The 19,677-nt window shown below is 66.6% G+C and carries 19 protein-coding genes; 16 read left to right on the top strand and 3 right to left on the bottom strand.

The window, feature by feature from the left end:
• Window positions 1–8 precede the first annotated feature (8 nt).
• The 11 genes from U0042_RS26650 (at window position 9) to U0042_RS26700 (ending at window position 11,491) form a co-directional block, all read left to right on the top strand.
• Window positions 9–1,316, top strand: a complete 1,308-nt coding sequence (locus U0042_RS26650; RefSeq protein ID WP_114811550.1) for a PAS domain S-box protein — start codon at window positions 9–11, stop codon at window positions 1,314–1,316.
• Window positions 1,317–1,691: 375 nt separating this feature from the next.
• Window positions 1,692–2,711, top strand: coding sequence for an AAA family ATPase (locus U0042_RS26655; RefSeq protein WP_114811551.1), 1,020 nt, complete (start codon window positions 1,692–1,694; stop codon window positions 2,709–2,711).
• 19 nt (window positions 2,712–2,730) lie between these two features.
• Window positions 2,731–3,627, top strand: a complete 897-nt coding sequence (locus tag U0042_RS26660) for a DUF58 domain-containing protein (RefSeq protein WP_114811552.1) — start codon at window positions 2,731–2,733, stop codon at window positions 3,625–3,627.
• Between the two features lie 152 nt (window positions 3,628–3,779).
• Window positions 3,780–4,661 (top strand): calcium incorporation protein MxaA, encoded by an 882-nt coding sequence (locus U0042_RS26665; RefSeq protein WP_327205010.1) that lies wholly within the window; start codon window positions 3,780–3,782, stop codon window positions 4,659–4,661.
• Window positions 4,658–5,653 (top strand): vWA domain-containing protein, encoded by a 996-nt coding sequence (locus U0042_RS26670; RefSeq protein WP_114811554.1) that lies wholly within the window; start codon window positions 4,658–4,660, stop codon window positions 5,651–5,653. The genes U0042_RS26665 and U0042_RS26670 overlap by 4 nt, the downstream gene beginning before the upstream one ends.
• Window positions 5,650–6,264, top strand: a complete 615-nt coding sequence (locus tag U0042_RS26675) for a hypothetical protein (RefSeq protein WP_114811555.1) — start codon at window positions 5,650–5,652, stop codon at window positions 6,262–6,264. Before U0042_RS26670 ends, U0042_RS26675 begins: the two co-directional genes overlap by 4 nt.
• On the top strand, window positions 6,261–7,472 hold the full coding sequence (locus U0042_RS26680; protein WP_232833408.1) for an MxaL protein: 1,212 nt from the start codon (window positions 6,261–6,263) through the stop codon (window positions 7,470–7,472). The genes U0042_RS26675 and U0042_RS26680 overlap by 4 nt, the downstream gene beginning before the upstream one ends.
• A 41-nt stretch (window positions 7,473–7,513) precedes the next feature.
• A complete protein-coding gene (locus U0042_RS26685) occupies window positions 7,514–8,326 on the top strand; it encodes an SDR family NAD(P)-dependent oxidoreductase (protein ID WP_232833409.1) in 813 nt (270 codons plus the stop codon).
• A 34-nt stretch (window positions 8,327–8,360) separates the two neighbouring features.
• Window positions 8,361–9,194: an AraC family transcriptional regulator gene (locus U0042_RS26690; protein ID WP_198665333.1), complete on the top strand. Its 834-nt coding sequence runs from the start codon at window positions 8,361–8,363 to the stop codon at window positions 9,192–9,194.
• Between the two features lie 284 nt (window positions 9,195–9,478).
• Complete coding sequence (locus U0042_RS26695) at window positions 9,479–10,819, top strand: cytochrome C (RefSeq protein ID WP_232833410.1); 1,341 nt, start codon at window positions 9,479–9,481, stop codon at window positions 10,817–10,819.
• Between the two features lie 15 nt (window positions 10,820–10,834).
• Window positions 10,835–11,491 (top strand): c-type cytochrome, encoded by a 657-nt coding sequence (locus tag U0042_RS26700; protein WP_114811558.1) that lies wholly within the window; start codon window positions 10,835–10,837, stop codon window positions 11,489–11,491.
• Between the two features lie 9 nt (window positions 11,492–11,500).
• On the opposite strand, the gene U0042_RS26705 is transcribed toward U0042_RS26700, so the two are convergent.
• The 3 genes from U0042_RS26705 to U0042_RS26715 form a co-directional block, all read right to left on the bottom strand.
• The gene (locus U0042_RS26705) at window positions 11,501–13,039 is read right to left on the bottom strand and encodes a sensor domain-containing diguanylate cyclase (RefSeq protein ID WP_114811559.1); all 1,539 of its coding nucleotides are present in this window, start codon (window positions 13,037–13,039) and stop codon (window positions 11,501–11,503) included.
• Between the two features lie 295 nt (window positions 13,040–13,334).
• Window positions 13,335–14,117, bottom strand: a complete 783-nt coding sequence (locus tag U0042_RS26710) for a GntR family transcriptional regulator (RefSeq protein WP_114811560.1) — start codon at window positions 14,115–14,117, stop codon at window positions 13,335–13,337.
• Window positions 14,114–15,808, bottom strand: coding sequence for a sigma 54-interacting transcriptional regulator (locus tag U0042_RS26715; protein ID WP_114811561.1), 1,695 nt, complete (start codon window positions 15,806–15,808; stop codon window positions 14,114–14,116). The genes U0042_RS26710 and U0042_RS26715 overlap by 4 nt, the downstream gene beginning before the upstream one ends.
• A 299-nt stretch (window positions 15,809–16,107) precedes the next feature.
• On the opposite strand from U0042_RS26715, the gene U0042_RS26720 reads away from it, so the two are divergent.
• The 5 genes from U0042_RS26720 (at window position 16,108) to U0042_RS26740 (ending at window position 19,642) form a co-directional block, all read left to right on the top strand.
• The gene (locus U0042_RS26720) at window positions 16,108–16,365 is read left to right on the top strand and encodes a phenol hydroxylase subunit (RefSeq protein WP_114811626.1); all 258 of its coding nucleotides are present in this window, start codon (window positions 16,108–16,110) and stop codon (window positions 16,363–16,365) included.
• Window positions 16,362–17,357, top strand: a complete 996-nt coding sequence (locus U0042_RS26725; protein WP_114811562.1) for an aromatic/alkene monooxygenase hydroxylase subunit beta — start codon at window positions 16,362–16,364, stop codon at window positions 17,355–17,357. The genes U0042_RS26720 and U0042_RS26725 overlap by 4 nt, the downstream gene beginning before the upstream one ends.
• A 63-nt stretch (window positions 17,358–17,420) precedes the next feature.
• Window positions 17,421–17,690 carry an MmoB/DmpM family protein gene (locus U0042_RS26730; RefSeq protein ID WP_114811563.1) on the top strand — a complete coding sequence of 90 codons (270 nt, stop codon included), beginning with the start codon at window positions 17,421–17,423 and terminating at the stop codon, window positions 17,688–17,690.
• Between the two features lie 37 nt (window positions 17,691–17,727).
• Window positions 17,728–19,275 carry an aromatic/alkene/methane monooxygenase hydroxylase/oxygenase subunit alpha gene (locus U0042_RS26735; RefSeq protein ID WP_114811564.1) on the top strand — a complete coding sequence of 516 codons (1,548 nt, stop codon included), beginning with the start codon at window positions 17,728–17,730 and terminating at the stop codon, window positions 19,273–19,275.
• 16 nt (window positions 19,276–19,291) lie between these two features.
• The gene (locus U0042_RS26740; protein ID WP_114811565.1) at window positions 19,292–19,642 is read left to right on the top strand and encodes a phenol hydroxylase subunit P4; all 351 of its coding nucleotides are present in this window, start codon (window positions 19,292–19,294) and stop codon (window positions 19,640–19,642) included.
• Window positions 19,643–19,677 lie beyond the last annotated feature (35 nt).

A 19,677-nucleotide genomic window follows, 5' to 3' on the forward strand; every position in this document is an offset into this window, starting at 1 on the left:
ATAAACCAATGAATTCACCCGCCGTCCTGGTTCTCAGCGCCCTGTTGATTGCCGCGCTCGGGGCATCCGCCTGGCTGTTCGCCAGAATGCGCCTCGCCGTGAGGCAGGCCGAAACGCAGGAAAGCCAACTGCAGGCCATCGTCTCGACCGCGGCGGACGCCATCGTCACCGTGGACGAACAGCATCGCATCGTCATGTTCAATCCCGCCGCCGAGCACATGTTCGGCCACACGGCTGCCACCGTGCTGGGCGAGGACGTGGGCGTGCTGATTCCGGCGCGGTTTCGCACCGACCATCGTCAGCACGTGGCGCGCTTCGGCGAGGAAGGCGTAAGCCTAAAGGCCATGAACGGCGGGCGCGACGTGGTCGCGCTGCGCGCGGACGGCACCGAGTTCCTGATAGACGCCTCCATTTCCCGCGCAACCGCGCTGGGCAAGCGCTTCTACACGGTGGTGGCGCGCGACATGACCGAACGCCAGCGCTTCCAGAACGCGCTGCGCGAGAGCGAGGCGCGCTATCGCGAACTCGCGCGGTCGCTGCAACGCGTGCGTGAAGACGAGCGCGCCGTGCTGGCGCGGCGGCTCCACGAAGGGCTCGGGCAGCCGCTCACCGCGCTCAAGATGGAGATGTCGGCGCTCGACGCCCAAACGCATCGCGACAACCTCGCGCGCATCGAAGGCGAGAGCGACGCGGCCCGCGTGCTGCGCGAGAACGTGGATGGCCTCGTGGACCATCTCGTCGCGCTCGTGCGGGCGCTCGCGTCCGAACTGCGTCCGCCGATGCTCGACGACCTGGGCCTTGCAGCCGCGCTCGACTGGCTGGCCGGCGACCTCGCCACGCGCTACGGCCTGCGTGTGGCGCTCGACGTCACGGATACCGAACTGGACCGCGACGTGGCCACCGTGCTCTATCGCATCGTGCAGGAGACCCTCGACGATGCGGGCCGCCAGCAGCGCGACGCGGATTTTTCGCTGGTGCTGGCGAAGGCGGGCGGGTTCGTGGTGCTGAGGCTGGGCGAGGCGCCGCGCGGTGCCCCGCCCGACGTCGACACGCCTCGCGAGGCGAAGGATGCGCAAGGGGCGGTGGTGGCGGGGGGCGCCATCGGTGCCGCAAGCATGGGGGCGGCGTCGCAGCCCGCGATCCATACGCCCACGCCCGCGTGGCTGCTCTCCGTGCAGGAGCGCGTGGCCGCGTTGGGTGGACGCGTCGAGTATGTGGCCTCGCAGGCCGCTTTGAGCGAGCCTTCGGCGGCAGCAGGCGGCACGCTCGCCATCACCATTCCGCACGACGGCGAGGCGGCCGCCGTTTCCAACTGACGGGCTCGCGCCGCTTCGGTTCACGTTGACCGTCGTGCTATGCCGAGGCCGGTTCGCGCTGACCGCCGAGCGTCTCGCCTCGCGGCACACTTCGCCGCACCGCCTCGTCGCCCTTGCGCGTCTTTTCCTTCGCCACACTGCGCCGGTTCGGTGACAGTGTGTGCCGTTCCCTCCGATCGAACCTCGCGGCGCACGCGCCACGCGCGTCGTTGCGGCGAGCGCTGCGCCCCATGGCCCACGCCTTCCCGCACCCTTGGCCGCTCTGCTGCGGCGCAATCGGCATGAGAGCTGCTTGCGGGCTCGCGATGCGGCCGGTCGGCGGGCGTCGTCGCCCTCGCAAGCCGGTTTCGCGAAGAAAAGACGGAGGAGCGGCCGATGGCATTGGGCGAGAGACTTCAGGACTGGCGCGCAAGCGCGCTGCGGCTCGAAGACGAAGTAGGCAAGGTCGTGATCGGCCAGCAGCCGACCATCCGCCTCATCACCGTCGCGCTCTTCGCGCGCGGCCACGTGCTGCTGGAAGGCGGCGTGGGCGTGGGCAAGACCACCGTGCTGCGCGCCTTCGCGCGGGCCGTGGGCGGCGAGTTCGAGCGCGTGGAGGGCACCATCGACCTCATGCCCGGCGACCTCGTCTATCACACCTACGTGGATGCCGAAGGCAAGCCGCGCATCGACCCCGGCCCGCTCTTGCGCAAGGGTGAGCGGCTCACCACGTTCTTCTTCAACGAGATCAACCGTGCGCGCCCGCAGGTGCAGTCACTGCTGTTGCGCGCGATGGCGGAGCGCTCGGTTTCCGCCTTCGACCGCGAGTACCGCTTCCCGCACATGACGGTGTTCGCGGACCGCAACAAGGTGGAAAAGGAAGAGACCTTCGAGCTGGCCTCCGCGGCGCGCGACCGCTTTCTCTTCGAACTCAACATGCCGACGCCGGCCGACCCCGACGTGCGCCGCGCCCTCGTATTCGACACCGCCTTCCACGACGCCGACGCGCTCATCGAAACCGTGCGGCCCGGCGTGGTGGCGTGGGAGGAACTCAACAGCATGGGCGCGGCGATCCAGCAGGGCATTCACGCGAGCGAGGCGATCGAGCGCTACGTGCTCGACATCTGGAGCGCGACGGAAACGCCGCAGACCTTCGGCATCGCCCTCGACGACGTGGACATGGACCGCCTGATTCTGGCCGGCGCGAGCCCGCGCGGCATGAGCGCGCTGCTGCGCGCCGCGCGCGTGAGTGCCTGGCTTGCGGGCCGCTCGCATCTCACGCCGGAAGACGTGCACGCCGTGCTGCCGGCGGCGCTCGGCCATCGCGTTTTCTTCACACCCATCTACGAACTGCGCCGCCAGGAGCTGGCGCAAGCCTTGGTCGCGCAGATCGTGGCGCGGCTCGCGGTGCCTTGAGCGCGGCGGGACATCGTTCATGAAGGCGCCGCGCGAGTTCCACTATCGTCTGCCGGGCCGCGCAAGCGGTTTTCGTCCCGGCTCGCACCCCGGCACGAGCTTCGGGCCGGGGCAGGAATTCGCGTTGCACGCGCGGCTCGTCGATTACCCCGACCCGCGCCGGCTCGACTTGCGCGCGAGCGTGCAGTCGGTGCGCGGCGAATGGCTCGTGCGGCTCAATCTGCAGCGCGTGGCGGTGCCGGTGCAGGTGATCGTGGACGTGTCCGCGTCCATGCGCTTCGGCGTGCAGCGCTCGAAGCTCCACGTGGTGGCCGACTTCGTCGAGGCGCTCGGCTACAGCGCGTTCCGGAGCGGCGACCGCGTGGGCATGGCCGCGTTCGACCACACCGAGCGCAACGACCTGAGCGCGCCGCCGCGCTACGGACGCGGCAGCGGCGACGTGATGGCCGCGATGCTGCGCGACGAGGCCGCCGCGCAGCATGCGGCCATGCCCGCGGCGAGGAACGCGGCTGCGGCCGGCAACGGCGCGGCGGCGCTCGCGCGCGTGGTGGCGAAGCTCGCCGGTCGGCATGCGCTCGTGTTCATCGTCTCGGACTTCCACTGGCCGCTCGACGGCATGCCCGCGGTGCTCGACATGCTGTTGCATGCGCTCGTCGTGCCGATGGTGGTGTGGGACCCCGCGGAACTGCAGGCGCCCGAGCGTGGCGGCCTGCTCGACGTGCGCGACATGGAGACCGGCGCGCGCCGCACGGTATGGCTCTCGGGCCAGGTGCGCGAGAAGTGGCGCGACGGCGTCGCGCGACGGCGCGCGGAACTGGTGAGCCTCTTCGGCAAGCGCGCCATGGCGCCGTTCTTCATGGAGGGCGCGTTCGAACCCGAGGCGCTCTCGCGATACTTTCTGGAGCAGAGCGTATGAGGCGGGGTGCGGCGGGTCGCGATGTCGTCGGGCGGGGCGGGGTGGCGGCCTTCGCTGCCCTCACCGTGGCGACCACCGCATGGCTCGCTATCGCGGTTTCATGCGGCGCCTTCGCAGCATCCACGGCCGCCGCTGCGGAGTGGCCAGCGCACGTGGACGAGCCGCGTGCGTTCGGCCACACCATCGGCGATGTTCTGACGCAACGGGTTCTGCTCGAAGCGGACGGGCGCGCGGCGAGCGGCGTGGCGGCGCCTTCGGCGGGCCGCGTCGGCGTCTGGTTCGAGCGCCGTGCGGCGCGCTTCGAGACCGACGCCGAAGGGCGCCGCTGGCTCGTCCTCGACTACCAGCTCACCAATGCGCCGCTCGCGCCCACGCAGGTCGCGTTGCCCGCGCTCGAACTGCACACCGCCGCGGGCGACGTGCTGCACGTGCCCGCGTGGCGCGTCGGTATCGGGCCGCTCGTGACCGATGTGGCCGATGTTGCCAATGAGGCGTCCGGCGCCGTGTCGGCGGATGCCTCCGGTGCCGCGTTGTTCGCTGCCCCGCAGGCAGGCTTGAACGGGATACGGCCCGACCGGCTCGCCGCGCCCGTTCCGCTCGCGCCTATCCGCCGACGGCTCGGCGTGGCGCTGGCGGCACTCATGGTCACACTCGCCGCGTGGGGCGCCTGGGCCTGGTGGCGCAGTGCGCGCGAGGCCGCGCGGCTGCCGTTCGCGCGCGCCTGGCGGCAGATGCGGCGCCTCGATGCCCGGCAGGCGCGCGCCGAATCCGCGTGGCGCGTGCTGCATCGCGCGGTCAACGAGACGGCGGGGCACGTCGTGCATGCGGGGTCGCTCGCCGCGATGATGGTCCGCGAGCCGTGGCTGCAACCGCTGCGGCCGCAGCTCGAACAGTTCTACCGCCAATCGGACGAGTACTTCTTCGCCGTGACGCGGCAGAGCGAAGCGGCGCCCGCCACGGCGGACACCGACACGCGCGGCCTCGTCGATCTGTGCCGCGCGCTCTATCTCGCGGAAAGGCGCCGGCAACGATGATCGCGCCCGTCGCCGCTCCCATCGACTTCGCCGCGCCCTGGATGCTCCTGCTGCTGCCGCTTGCGCTGTTGCCCTTCATGCCGCGCCGCGACGACACGCTGCCGTTCTCGTGGGCCGCGTGGCTGCCGCCCGATCGCGCGGGCCGCGTGCTGGGCTGGGTGTCGCGTGCGGCCGCCGCACTGGCGATGGCGGCGATCGTAGTGGGACTCGCGCAGCCGGGCCGCATCCATCTGGAAGCGCACCGCACGGGGCGCGGCGCGGAGACGCTGATTCTGATGGACCGCAGCGGCAGCATGAACGGCGTGATGGCGAGCAAGGGCGCCAACGCCACCGGCGACGCCAAGAACACCGTGGCGCGCGCCGCGCTCGACGAGTTCGTGAACGGCCGCCCCAACGACCGCTTCGCGTTCATGATGTTCGGCATCAATCCCATGCTCGCGGTGCCGTTCACCTACGACCACGCCGTGATTCGCGCCGCGATCGGCAGCACGCAGATCGGCCGCGGCATGCCGGACACGCAGCTGGGCCGCGGTCTGCTTGCGGCCATCGGGCAATTCGACGGTCTGCCCTGGACTGGGCATCGCGCCATCGTGATGGTGTCCGACGGCGGCGCGAAGCTCTCGGATACGGAACGCACGCTCATTGCCGAAGGGCTCGCGCGCAACCGCATCGCGCTGTATTTCGTCTTTCTGCGCAGCAGCTTCTACGGCGCGAAGCTCGACGTGGCCGCGCGCGAGGGCAGCGCGTCGCCCGAGGCCGACCTGCACCGCTTCTTTCTTTCGCTCGGCACGCCGTACCGGCTCTACGAGGCCGGCGACCCCGGCGCGATGACGGCGGCGATGAACGAGATCGACCGCCAGCAGAGCTTTCCCGTTTCGTTCGTGGAGCAGTTGCCGCGCCAGGACCGCAGCGGCATCTGCTTTGCCGTCGCGCTCGCGGCGTGCGCGGTGTTGCTCGCGGCGCGCGCCCTTCAGGTACGGAGCTGGGCATGAAGCGCACCACCGTTCACGCTGCATTCGCCGTCGTTGCGCTCGCGTGTGGGGCGTTGGCGGGTTTCGAGACGATCCGGCTCGTGAAGGCGCAACGCGTGAACCGCGAGGTCGCGGCTGTGGCGCGCGAACTGGCGGTTGCATCGACTGCATCGACAACGGCACCGGCCGGTTCGTCACGCGTTGCCGCCCCCGCCAGCGGCACCGATACGATCGATTCCCATGTGCCGCGCCCCGTGCAACTCGCGCAGGCCGTCGCGCTTTCGGCGCAGCGCCGTTATGACGCGGCAGCACGCCGCTTCGATGCGCTCATCGAAGACGGCGTGGACGACGAGACCGGCCGCGCCGCGCTGTTCGATTTCGCCAACATGTCGCTGCGCGAAGCCCAGGGCAATCACGACAGCGCGGGAGCGGCCAGCCCGGCACCGATGATCGAGCAGGCGAAGGCGCGCTACCGCGCGCTGCTGCGCATCGCGCCCGACGACTGGGACGCGCGCTACAACCTGGAACTCGCGTTGCGGCTCGCGCCCGAGCAGGCCACGGAGGCGCCCGCCGAGATCGCGAAGAAAAGCCAGATCAAGCTGCGCGGCGCGCAAAGCGAGGACCTGCCATGACGCGTCATGCGCCGGCATCGGTGGCAGGGGGCGCGCGCGTGCGCACCCTTGCGCGCCGTCTTCTGCATGCGCCGCGGCACTTCCTTGCAGGACGCGACTGGGCCGTGGCGGCTGCGCTCGTGCTGCTGGCCGCGGCGTTCGCCGTGCCGTCGGTGGATCTGCCGCGCGACACCTTCACCTACATGGTCACCTTCGACATCACGCAGAGCATGGACGCCGAAGACATGAGCCTGAACGGGGCGCCCGCGAGCCGGCTGGCGTTTGCGAAGGCGTCGATGCGCGACGCGCTGGGTCAACTGCCGTGCGGCTCGAAAGTGGGCTGGAGCGTGTTCACGGGCCAGGCCGCGCTGCCGCTCGTGACGCCCGTGGAGGTGTGCCGGCATTACGACGCGCTGCTGGCGTCGCTCGCCGCGATCGACGGCCGCATGCGCTGGACCAACTGGAGCCGCATCGCGGAGGGCGGCATCTATTCGGCCGTGCGGGTCGCGCACACCATCGGGCAGGGCGGCGGGCAAGGCAGCGACCCAGGCATCGCGCAAACAGGCGGGCAAGCGCGCGGGCAGTCGGAAGGACAAACAGTCAGGCAAGACCCTGCCGCACGCGGCGTCGCCGTGGTGTTCTTCACCGATGGCCAGGAGGCGCCGCCCATCCTGCCCTCGAACGGGCCGGCTATCGAGATCGGCATGCCGGGCGTGAAAGGCTGGCTCATCGGCGTGGGCGGCGAACAGCCCGTGCCGGTGCCGAAGACCGACGCGTCCGGCCGCAAGACCGGCTACTGGAGCGCCGCCGACGTGGTCCAGGTGCCGCCGGCCGATCGACCGCCCGGCGCGGGCGAAAGCCACGAGGAGCTGTCCGGCCTGCGCGGACCGTATCTGGCGAGCGTGGCGAGCCGTATCGGCTTCGGGTATCGGCGGCTGCTGGGGCCGGCGTCGCTTGCCACTGCGTTGCGCGACCCGTCGCTCGCGCATCGGGAACCCGTGCCCACCGACGTGCGCTGGGCACTTGCGCTCGCGGCGTTGCTGCTGCTTACGTGGCGCTATGCGGGGTCGCCGCAGCGGGCACGGCGGTGGACACTGCGCTCGCCATTTGCGGCCGTCCGTGCCAAAGGGCGCGTGCATCGCGCGGGGCCCTCGGGCGTGCAGGCGCCCGCGCGCGCGCCCGCCGCAAATTTCGACCAAGACGGCGGCCGGTCGGCCTGGGTGGAATAGCGTCACGGCGCGGTTTGCGCCGCAGCCAGACGGTTCCGCTCATGTCCGACATTCCTGCATCCGACACGCCCGTTTCCACCACCGCCCATCGTCCGCCACGCATGGCGGGCCGCGTCTGCCTCGTCACCGGCGGCGGCAGCGGCATCGGCCGGGCCACCGCAGTCCTCATGGCGCGCGAAGGCGCGGCGGGCGTGATCGTGGCGGGGCGCCGCCGCGAGCCCGGCGAAGCCGCCGTGCAGGCATGCCGCGAGGCCGGCCACGCGTTCGGCTGCGACGCCCGGTACGTGCAGGCCGACGTCACCGACGAAGCCGATGCCGCGGCGCTCGTCGAATTCGCCCTGACACGCTTCGGCCGGCTCGACGTCGCCTTCAACAACGCCGGCTACCAGGAGCCGCGCGCGCCCCTCGAAGCCCAGACGCGCGAGACCTTCGACGCCGTGCTCGACGCGAACCTGCGCTCCGTGTTCTACGGCATGAAGCATCAGATTCCCGCGATGCTGGAACGCGGCGGTCGTATCATCGTGAACGCGTCGGTGAGCGGCATCCGCAATCCGAATCCGGGGCTCGCGCTGTATTCGGCGTCCAAGGCCGCGGTCATTTCGCTCATGCGGTCGGCGGCCATGGAATGCGCGCCGCGCGGCATTCGCATCAACGCCATCGCGCCGGGCCGCGTCGTGACGAGCATGATGCTGGGCTCCGGCATCGACCCGGACACGATCGCGGCGAGCCTGCCGGTACGGCGCCTCGGTCAGCCCGAGGAAGTGGCGCAGGCAGTCGTGTGGCTTGCATCGGACGATGCGTCGTACGTCGTGGGTCACGTGCTCGCGGCCGACGGCGGCTTTCTCTCTTCGTGAGGTACCCGTGACCCGCTCCACTGCCCGGGAAAGGATGCGCTACTGGACCGAACCGGCCTTGCCGGGCCTTTCGCTGCTGCGCGCGAATCTGCTGGGCCATCGGTACACGCCGCACGTGCATGAGGCGCTGGTGCTCGCGGTCACGGAAGAGGGCGGCAGCGCGTTTTTCAGCCGCGGCAGCACGCAGCGAGCCGGCACGGGCCAGGTGCTCGCGTTCAACCCGATGGAAGTGCACGCGGGACACACCGTGGACCACGAGATCTGGCGCTATCGCGGCTTCTATCTCGAACAGCCGGCGCTCGCGGCACTGCGCGCGCAGATCGGTCTCACAACCGAGCCGGGCTTCGTGGCGAACGGACTGGCCGATCCGCAACTGGCGCGCGCCCTGCTTTCGGCCCACGCGCTTTTCGAAGCGGGCGAAGGGCAAGCCGGACACGAGATGCTCATCGCCGCGCTCGGCACGCTCGTTTCGCGCCACGCCGGCATGCCGCTTAAGGGTGCGGGACCGTTGCACGCGCGCACGGTGATCGAGCCCGCGCTGCAACTCGTCGCCGATCGATACGACTCGCCGGTTACGCTCGAGCAGATGGCCGCGGCCTGCGAGGTCACGCCGTTTCGACTCATCCAGTCGTTTCGGGCTACTACCGGTCTCACGCCTCACGCGTGGCTCGTCCAGACCCGGCTTCGTGCAGCAAGCCGTTTGCTACGCGCTGGCATGACGCCGGCCGACGCCGCCATCACGAGCGGCTTCTGCGATCAGAGCGCATTGAACAAGCACTTCGTGCGGTGCTACGGGATCACGCCTGCGGTTTATGCGCAGGCTTACATGCACACTTACACCATGCCTTCGACGTCTTGTATGACGTAATGCAGGCTCGATGCTCGCAGTGTGGTCCCGGCCACAGTCTGCGGCGCACACTCGGCGCAATCTCGACACAGGCGGGTGGAACGGCGCGCGCTGTTTCCGGTTGAGCCTTCGGGTGTGCTATCGAGCGGTTGACTTCGGTCAAAACCAGTACGCATCGCACTCCTATATTGAAGCCGTGTCCGGCGCGCGCCGATACGGCCATGTGCTCGTTCGTCGATCGAGAGTCGATCGAGTCACGAACCAGCGCAGTCGGACCCGCAAAAAAAAGAAGCGGAGGGGACGACATGGCTAACCGGACAAGACGGCATGGGTTTGCCGCATTCGCACTCGTTGCGGCTGCGCTGTTGCATGCGCCGGGGGCGAAAGCAGTCCCCGCGTTCGCACGGCAAACGGGACTCGCCTGTGTGGCGTGCCACGTCAGCTTCCCGGAACTCACGCCGTTCGGGCGTTTCTTCAAGTTGACCGCCTACACGCTATCGAACAAGTGGACCATTCCACTCGCGGGCATGGCGCAGATATCCCAGACCAACACGCGCAGCATCAACAACACCAACTACGACTTCGTGCGCAACCAGGACGTGGTGCTGCAACAGGCGAGCCTGTTCTACGGCGGACGCATTGCCGGCCCGGTGGGCGCCTTCGCGCAGTGGACCTATGACGGCGTCGCACATCACAGCGGCATCGACAATACGGACATTCGCGCAGCGGGTCATTTCACGCAGGGCGACATCGACTTCATCTACGGCGTCACGGTCAACAACAACCCGACCGTGTCCGACGTGTGGAACACCACGCCGGCGTTCGGCTTCCCCTATGCGTCGAGCAGCGTTTCGCTCACGCCGACCGCGGCCACGTTGATCGACGGCGGCCTCGCCCAGCAGGTGGCGGGCGTGTCGGCCTACGCGTTCTGGAATCGCAGCGTATATGCCGAGTTCGGGTTTTACCGCACGGCAGACCAGATGTTCTCGGTGTTTCGCACGGGGCAGGACATCACCACGCCGGGTGCAGTGAAGCGCCTCAAGGGCGCCAATCCGTACTGGCGGGTGGCCTACAACCGCGAGTTCGGGCCGCATTCCATCGAAGTGGGCACGTTCGGCCTGATCGCAGACGTCTATCCGGACAACACGATTCCCGGCTCCCCCACCGACCGCTTCAGCGATTACGGCCTCGACCTGCAGTACCAGTACCTCACGCTGTCGCATGCGTTCACCACGCAGATCACCTTCATCCACGAAAAGCAGGACTGGAGCGCGAGCTTTCCGAGCGGCGGCATTGGCGCAGGGCCCACGCCCGCCAATCCGACCGATCACCTCAACACGCTCAAGCTCAAAGCTTCGTACTACTACCTGCGCAAGTATGGCGCGACACTCGCGTACTTCTCGACGACAGGCAATGCCGATGCGGGCCTGTACGGCGCCGTGCCGGTAACGGGCAGCGTCAACGGTCTGCCGGACACGCGCGGCCTTATCTTCGAACTCGATTACCTGCCGCTGCCGCAGATAAAACTCTCGCTGCAATACACGTGGTTCCTCAAATTCGACGGCGCGCGCTTCAACTACGACGGCAACGGACGAAACGCCAGCGACAACAACACGTTGTACATGCTCGCCTGGTTCGTTTTCTGATCTGCGGGGTCATTCATGCGCACTCTTCATCTCCCGATTCCGCCGGCGCCGTCGCGGCTAAAAACGCGGCTGCGTCTCGCGAGGCGGCTCGTTTCATTCGCCGTGGTCTTTGCCGGCCTGCCGTCGCTCACACATGCCGAAGACGGCGAGCGCCTTGCCGGCCAGCTGTGCGCCGCGTGTCACGGCGTACATGGGCACAGCGAGTCGCCCATCTTTCCGCGGCTTTCCGCACAAACGCCCGAGTATCTGACGGCACAGCTCAAGGGCTTTCGCGACCACGCGCGCGGCGAAACCGACGCGCGCTCGTACATGTGGGCCATTGCATCGCAGCTGGACGATGCCACCATCGCGTCGCTGGCGGACTATTACGCGCATCAGGAGCCGGTGCACGGCACACCGGGCGACGCCGCATTGCTCGCGAAGGGGCAGGACCTCTTCGAACATGGCGCACCGGATCGAGGCACGCCTGCGTGCGCGTCATGCCACGGCGAGCAGGGCCAGGGCAACGGCACGTTCCCGCGCCTCGCGGGCCAGCACCACGAATATCTGCAACGGCAGATCGAAGTCTTCAGCAACGGCACGCGCGCCAACGCGCCCGTCATGACGGCCATCGCACATTCGCTGGATGCCGATGAAGCGAAAGCGGTGGCCGCGTGGCTGGAGTCCCGGTAGGGCCGGCGGCTAATTGCCTTGGGCAGCGTCGGTCCGCGGGGCGTCCATGCTTGCCGCTCTGACGCAATTGCGGCCGGCACGCTTGGCTTCGTAGAGTGCGAGGTCCGCTGCCTTCGTCAGTTCGCCGAGGGACGCAGGGCGCGTGCGCCGTGCCGTCGCGCAACCGATGCTCACGGTGAACGGATGAAGGCCTGCCGTAGCGGTTTCACGCCGCGCGCGCCACGATTTCTCCAGCGCCTCGCGAATGCCTTCGGCCACGAGCAACGCGTTCGCCGCGTCCGTGTCGGGCAGGACCACCACGAATTCCTCGCCGCCATAGCGGGCGGCGCAATCGCCACGGCGCCGAACGCGCCGCGCGATGCACGCGGCGAGATGCTTCAAGGCCTTGTCGCCCTCGGCATGCCCGTATTTGTCGTTGTATTGCTTGAAGTGATCGGCATCGACGTAGAGCACCGAGAGGCTGCTGTCGTTACGCTGCAATCTCTCCCACTCGTTTTCCAGCACGTCGTCCAGCGCGCGCCGGTTCTTGAGGCCCGTCAGCGAATCGGTTTGCGTGAGTTCCGTCAGGCGGTCTTCGGCGAGCGCGCGGTCGCGCAGCGCAAACGCGAGCAGCCACACCACCGCGCAAAAAGCGAAGCTGATGGCCGAAGCGGACACGCCCACCATCCACGCAAGCGTTCTCCACGAGGCGAGCACGTCGTCCAGCGCGGGTGCCACGACGGCGATGAGCGGCGTACCGGGCACGCGCTGAAACGTGTAGAGCCGGAACACGCCATCCGTGGACGCACGCGCTGCATAGAAGCCCGACGCGTGGTTAATCATGAGCGGGAAGGAGGGCGACTTGCTGAAGTTCGGCGTCAGCGCCGGCGGTAAGTAAGGATTCCTTGCCACCAGCGTACCGTCGGTTCGAACGATAGCCGTGATGCCGTGCGGACCGACGTCGAGGTCGTCCAGCAGGTGCCGGAAATACGCCACGTCGATGGCAACCAGGGCCACGCCCTTGAAGGAACCGTCTGCGTTGTCGATGCGTCGGCTCAATGCCATGGCTTCCACGCCGCCGCGCGAGCGCGCGCGATACACCGCCGAAATGTACAGACCGACCTTTGCCGACTGACGATGCACGAGGAAGTAATCGCGGTCGCTGAAGTCCCAGTGATGCGTGCTGGAACAGCAGCCGTCTATGAGCCGCCCGCGCGCGTCGGTCACGCCCATGCCGGTCACGTAACGCGAAGCGGCCGTGCGGTTGAACAGCAGTTCGTGCCGCACGTCGGCGTCCATGTGTTGCACGGCCGGCTTGTCGACTGCCGCGATCAGCGTCTGCAACGATTGATCCGACGATTCGATGGTGCGCGAGATATTGCTCGACAAAACGGCGACTACGTTTCGCGAGGTCTCGTGAGCGTGCTGGATTGCCGTGTCGCGTGCGGCGACGAGTGTGAGCAGGCTGACGCCCAGCACGCCCGCGGCCAGCAGCGTGCCGAGCGCGCCCACGATGAAAGGACGGCGGCCCGCGAGAACGGCCGCCCGCCTGACAGAATTAGGAAACACGGTAATCGTCTTGTAGGGTGCCGATCTTGTTTAGGGCGCCGCCGGCATGTACGGCTGGAATGCGCGGGCTTCCAGCTGGATTATCGGCAAATCGGCGGGAAAATTCAGGGCTTCGCCGCGCTTTTATCGGGATGCTTCGCGGGGACAAGCTTCGGCGCCATTCGCATCACGCGAATTCGGGCCATGCTGCATTCACAAGACGATTCGTGCGCACAGCGTCGAAAGACGATGCCCGATACCGGCCAACTCTGCGTTTCGTGCCGGTTTTCCGGCGTGCCGGCGTGCGGCAGCGACATCAACGGTCGAACGGCAGCGTGCCCGCCGGCGCTCTTTTCACGATGCTCAATGTCGTACTGATGTGGTCTTCCAGTGCGAGCGCCGCGCGCGCGTCGGCTCGCTGCATAGCGGCTTCGAAAATCCGCAGATGCTCTTCGTGCACGTCGCGATGCGAGTCTTCAAGCCCGATGCAGACGCGGCGATAACGCTCGCCATGCTGGGACAGGATGCGCAGCACGAGGTAGGTCCACGGCGACGCGGCCGCCGAGATCAACTCCTCGTGGAAGCGACGGTTATGCACTTCCCAGGCGGGACGGTTTTCGACGGACACAGGTTGCTCGAAACCGGAAAGCACTTCGAAGCTTTGGCGCACACGCTGCTCCCAGGCGTCGTCGCCATGACGCACGGATTGGCGCAATGCGTCCACTTCGATGTGAATGCGCAGACGCGTGATGTCTTCGAGGTCCGCAAGCGACATCGGCATGACGCGGAATCCGCGCTGGCCTTCGGCCACCACGAGTGCATCGCTCACGAGCCGCGTGAGCGCTTCGCGCAGCGTGCCGGCACCCACGCCGTACACGTCCTTCAGATGTTCCACGCGCAACTTCGTGCCCGGCGGATAGCGACCTTCGATGATGTGCTGGCGCAACTGGTGATAAGCCTGTTCGCCCAAGGTGCGGGCGTGCGCGCCATTGGCTTCGTCTGCAAGCGCCTGCATGGCGGACGCGCCGGCATCGGCGTGCGGCACGGACCCGATCGCGAAGGCGAGGCTGAGCGGATGCACCGGATCGGTTGTACTCACGATTGCTGATTCTCCTTGTCATGGTCCCGGCTGAGGCGATAGCTGAGCTGAGGCCGTGTGAGTCCGAGCATGCGCGCGGCCGCGGAAAGATTGCCGTCCGCGCGGTCCACCGCCTCGCGCAGCAAGGCGCGTTCAAGACCGTCCAGCCCCGCACCCGAGTTCTGCAACTGTTCGAGCAGCGCCCGGCAGTCTACTGGGAGCGTCCGGCCTTCGGTAATGAGCCCGCGCCGGTCCACGGAAGCGCCCGCGGGCAGCGTGATGCCCGGGAACAGGTCCCTTGCCTCGATGTCGCGGTTCGGCCGCGACAAGATCACCGCTCGCTCCACGAGATTCTCCAGTTCACGCACATTGCCTGGCCATGCGTGATTGCGTAGCGCCTCGCAGGCGTGATCGGTCAACTTCGGCACCGGCTTGCCGTGCAGGCGCGCAAAACGTTCCAGCATGGTTTGTGCCAGTGCTTCGATATCGCCCTGGCGTTCGCGCAGCGGCGGGATAACCACAGGGTAGACGTTGATGCGGTAATACAGGTCCGCGCGAAAGCGGCCTTCCTGCACGGCGCGCCCCAGGTCCTGATTGGTCGCGGCGACAAGACGCACGTCGATGCGACGGCCCTGTGTGGAACCCAGCCGTTCGATTTCGCCTTCCTGGATAGCACGCAGCAGCTTGGCCTGCACGTCCATGGGCAATTCGCCGATTTCATCGAGAAAGAGCGTGCCGCCCTCGGCGCGCTCGAAACGGCCCGGCCGCGCGGCCTGCGAGCCCGTGTATGCGCCTTTCTCCGCGCCGAACAGTTCGGATTCGATGAGCGCATGGGGAATCGCAGCGCAGTTGACGGCCACGAACGGCTTGTCCGCGCGAGGACTCAGCGCATGCAGCGCGCGGGCGAAGCGCTCTTTGCCCACACCGGTTTCGCCGGTGAGCAGCACGGTCACTTTCGTGGGTGCCGCCGTCTGCAACAATTCATATGCATGCCGAAACGTTTCGGATTGTCCCGTCAATTCCGTACGATTCGCGTCCGGCTCGATCTCGAGTCGCAGCGACTCCACCTCGGTTTGCAGGCTCCGGATCGTATTGAGCAGCGATTCGGCCTTGAACCACGAGCCAAGCTCTTCAGCATCGTCCCACTCTTCGAGCGGCTTGCCGACGATCAGGCAATGCGTGTCGCCCTTGCACGTGCAGGCGGTTTCGCGAAACAGGATGGTGCGACCCATGAATGCGCTGGTGTAGCCGGACGCATAGCCGATGAGCATCCAGCACACGGGCTCGGTTTGCAGACCGAAGGCGCGCCGGTGCACTTCCGCTTCCCACGAATGCTCCCACCGGAATTCGCCAAAAAAATGCCCCGTTTCCACATCGACGTCGAAGCGCACCGGCGCGACCTGCGCCGCGCCTTCGAGCATATGGAGCTGCGGGCCCACGGCGAACATGTCGTAGAGCGATGCATTGCCGCGTATTTCGCGCGCAAGCACGGCGTCGCGCTCGCCTGCGGCGAATCCCGCACGCGTGAAATAGCGGCGCGTGGGCGCCGGCCCCACGCTTTCCATCATCTCTTTCCTGAGCGCGCCCAGCGCGGCCGCGTGGATCAGCACCATGCGCTGGTCGCCCAGCCAGATACGGCCGTCGGCGGCCGAAAAATGGATGAGCCGCCGCAGGTCTGCGTCAGAGGGAAAGGGGGCGGGTTGGGGCGGCATCTTGTCTCCTTCGTCGAGATTTTCCGTTTTCTCAACTGATCAGCCTGAGAAAGGGCGACGATTTCACGATTTCATCAAATGCACGGGAAGGCCTTCATCAAAACATGAGACGACCATGTAAATCAATGCGTTGACGCCCGAAAAGGAGCGTATTGCGGCCCGGGTTAACCTTGATTGTGGCCTGCAAAGGGGTACTCGGTCCTCGGTGTTTTCCCTCGATTATCGAGATTTTAGGTTCTGAAGACCGTCGCGTGGCATGGAGGCTGCATGAAGGGCCGGGCATGAAGGAGACACGCGCCATGACCAGACATCCGGTAGCCGGACATCCGGCACTCGGGCAGCAAGACAACGACGCATTCGACCCGACGCGCAGGTTCGTCAGGGTCACGGGCATCAACCGGCGGGGATTCGTGGAGTTCGAATTTTCCGTCGGCATTCCTGAGCTTTGCGTCGAACTGATGTTGCCGCGAGCCGCGTTCGAAGAGTTCTGCGTTGCGCAGAACGTCGTGCGGCTCACGGCAGAAGGCGAACCCATGACCAGCAGGAGCAGGCAGTGACGATCGATCTGAAAACAGTGGACATCAAGCCGCTGCGGCACACGTATGCGCACGTGGCGCAATACATCGGCGGCGACAAGACCGCTTCGCGCTATCAGGAAGGCACCATGGGCGCGCAGCCGGCGGCGAACTTCCACTACCGGCCCACCTGGGACCCGGAGCACGAACTGTTCGACAGGGCGCGCACCGCGATTCGCATGGAGAACTGGTATGCGCTGAAAGACCCCCGTCAGTTCTACTACGCATCGTGGACGATGACGCGTGCCCGTCAGCAGGACACGATGGAAGCGAACTTCGAATTCGTCGAATCGCGCGGTATGTTCGCGCTCATGCCGGAAAGCCTCACGGCGCATGCGTTGCGCGTGCTCGTGCCGTTGCGCCACGTGGCGTGGGGCGCGAACATGAACAACTCGCAGATCTGCGCCGTGGGCTACGGCACGGCGTTCACCGCGCCGTCCATGTTTCACGCGATGGACAACCTGGGGGTCGCGCAGTATCTGACGCGCCTCGCGCTCTCGATGTCCGGCTCCGACGCGCTTGACGAGGCCAAAGACGCCTGGATGAACGACCCCGCTTGGCAGACGCTGCGCCGCTACGTCGAAGACACGCTGGTGCTCGCCGACCCAGTGGAGCTTTACGTGGCGCAAAACGTCGTGCTGGACGGCCTGCTGTATCCGCTCGTCTATGACCGCTTCGTCGATGGTTACGTGGCGCTGGCCGGCGGCAGCGCGGTGGCCATGCTCACGTCGTTCATGCCGGAATGGCACGACGAGTCGGCACGCTGGATCGACGCGGTCGTGAAGACGATGGCCGCCGAATCGGAAGACAACAAGGCGTTGCTCACCCAATGGGTGAGCCACTGGGAAGCGCAGGCTGCCGCGGCGCTGCTGCCGGTTGCCGAACTGGCGTTCCCGGGGCGCGGGCACAGCGTGCTCGACGAGGTGCGCCAGCAGTTGCGCACGCGGCTCGCGAAGCTGGGCGTCGAGTCTTGAAGTCGCCGTGCCACGAACCGGCCGCCATCCATTCACCGAACGCCCCCAAATCAGGAACATTTCATGTCGAACGTATTCATCGCCTTTCAGGCCAATGAGGAGTCCAGACAGATTGTCGAAGCCATCCTCGCGGACAACCCCAGCGCCGTTGCCGTGGAGTCTCCCGGCATGGTCAAGATCGATGCGCCGGGGCGTCTCACCATCCGCCGCGAAACCATCGAGAACCTGACCGGCACGCGCTTCAACCTGCAGCAGCTGCATGTGAACCTCATCACGTTGTCCGGCCATATCGACGAAGACGACGATGAGTTGACGCTGAGCTGGAAACACTAAACGACAGAGCATCGAATCGAGAGGGAAGGAGACACGAATGGACACGCCCGTGCTGAAAAAGAAACTCGGCCTGAAAGAACGCTACGCGGCCATGACCCGCGGTCTCGGCTGGGAGACTTCGTATCAGCCCATGGAAAAGGTGTTCCCGTACGATCAGTACGAGGGCATCAAGATTCACGACTGGGACAAATGGGTGGACCCGTTCCGCCTCACCATGGACGCCTACTGGAAATACCAGGGCGAAAAGGAAAAGAAGCTGTACGCGGTGATCGACGCGTTCACGCAGAACAACGCCTTTCTGGGCGTGACCGACGCCCGCTACATCAACGCGCTCAAGCTCTTCATTCAGGGCGTGACGCCGCTCGAGTATTACGCGCACCGCGGCTTCGCGCACGTGGGCCGCCACTTCACCGGCGAGGGCGCGCGGGTGGCGTGCCAGATGCAGTCCATCGACGAACTGCGTCACTACCAGACCGAAACGCACGCCATGTCGACGTACAACCGGTTCTTCAACGGCATGCACCACTCGAACCACTGGTTCGATCGCGTCTGGTACCTCTCCGTGCCGAAGTCGTTCTTCGAAGATGCGTGCACGGCCGGACCCTTCGAGTTCCTCACGGCGGTGAGCTTCTCGTTCGAGTACGTGCTGACCAATCTGCTGTTCGTGCCTTTCATGTCGGGCGCGGCCTACAACGGCGACATGTCCACGGTGACGTTCGGCTTTTCGGCGCAGTCCGACGAATCGCGTCACATGACGCTCGGCATCGAATGCATCAAGTTCATGCTCGAGCAGGACCCGGGCAACGTGCCCATCGTGCAGCGCTGGATCGACAAGTGGTTCTGGCGCGGCTACCGGTTGCTCACGCTCGTGGCGATGATGATGGACTACATGCAGCCCAAGCGCGTCATGAGCTGGAAAGAGGCGTGGGAGATGTATGCCGAGCAGAACGGCGGTGCGCTGTTCCGCGACCTGGCCCGCTACGGCATTCGCGAACCGAAGGGCTGGAAAGACGCGTGCGAAGGCAAAGACCACATCAGCCACCAGGCGTGGGCCACCTTCTACAGCTTCGGCGCAGCGGCACCGTTCCACACGTGGCTGCCGCGCGAAGACGAAATGACGTGGCTTGCTGCGAAGTATCCCGAGAGCTTCGATGCGCTCTACCGGCCGCGCTTCGATCACTGGCGCGAGCGTGCGCAGGCGGACGAGCGCTTCTACGTGAAGACACTGCCCATGCTGTGCCAGACCTGCCAGATTCCGATGCTGTTCACGGAACCCGGCGACGCGAAGAAGCTCTGCGCACGCGAGTCCGACTACCTGGGCAACCGCTATCACTTCTGCAGCGACCACTGCAAAGAAATCTTCGATCACGAGCCCGAGAAGTACGTGCAGTCGTGGCTGCCGGTGCACCAGATCTATCAGGGCCACTGCTTCAAGCCGGGCACGGACCCCACCGTGGAAGGCTTCGATCCGCTCGCAGCCGTGCTCGACTACTACGAGGTCAGCGAGCACGACAACAAGGACTTCGAAGGATCCGAAGACCAGAAGAACTTCGCAGTCTGGCGCGGCCAGGCTACGGGCAACTGACCGGCAGGAGACCGCTATGACCGTCGTCGCACTCAAACCCTACCGCTTCGCTCCGCAGGACACGGTGGAGAAATTTCCGGCGCCGCTGCTCTACGTGGCCTGGGAAGACCACCTCATGTTCCCGGCGCCGTTCTGCCTGCCGGTGCCGCCGCACACGCCCTTCGGGGCGCTCGCCGCGCAAATTCTGCCGGGCATCTACGGCTATCACCCGGACTTCGCGAAGATCGACTGGAATCACGTTCAGTGGCTCAAATCCGGCAAGGCGTTTCAGCCCGACAACGCGAAGACGCTGGCGGAAAACGGTATCGGTCACAAGGACCTGATCCGGTTTCGCACGCCGGGATTGGCCGGTATCAGTGGCTCGTGAGCAGCCTCACCTGAAGTTTCGACGTAGCGATCATC

It is taken from the genome of Paraburkholderia kururiensis (genome assembly GCF_034424375.1).
GTDB lineage: Bacteria > Pseudomonadota > Gammaproteobacteria > Burkholderiales > Burkholderiaceae > Paraburkholderia > Paraburkholderia kururiensis_A.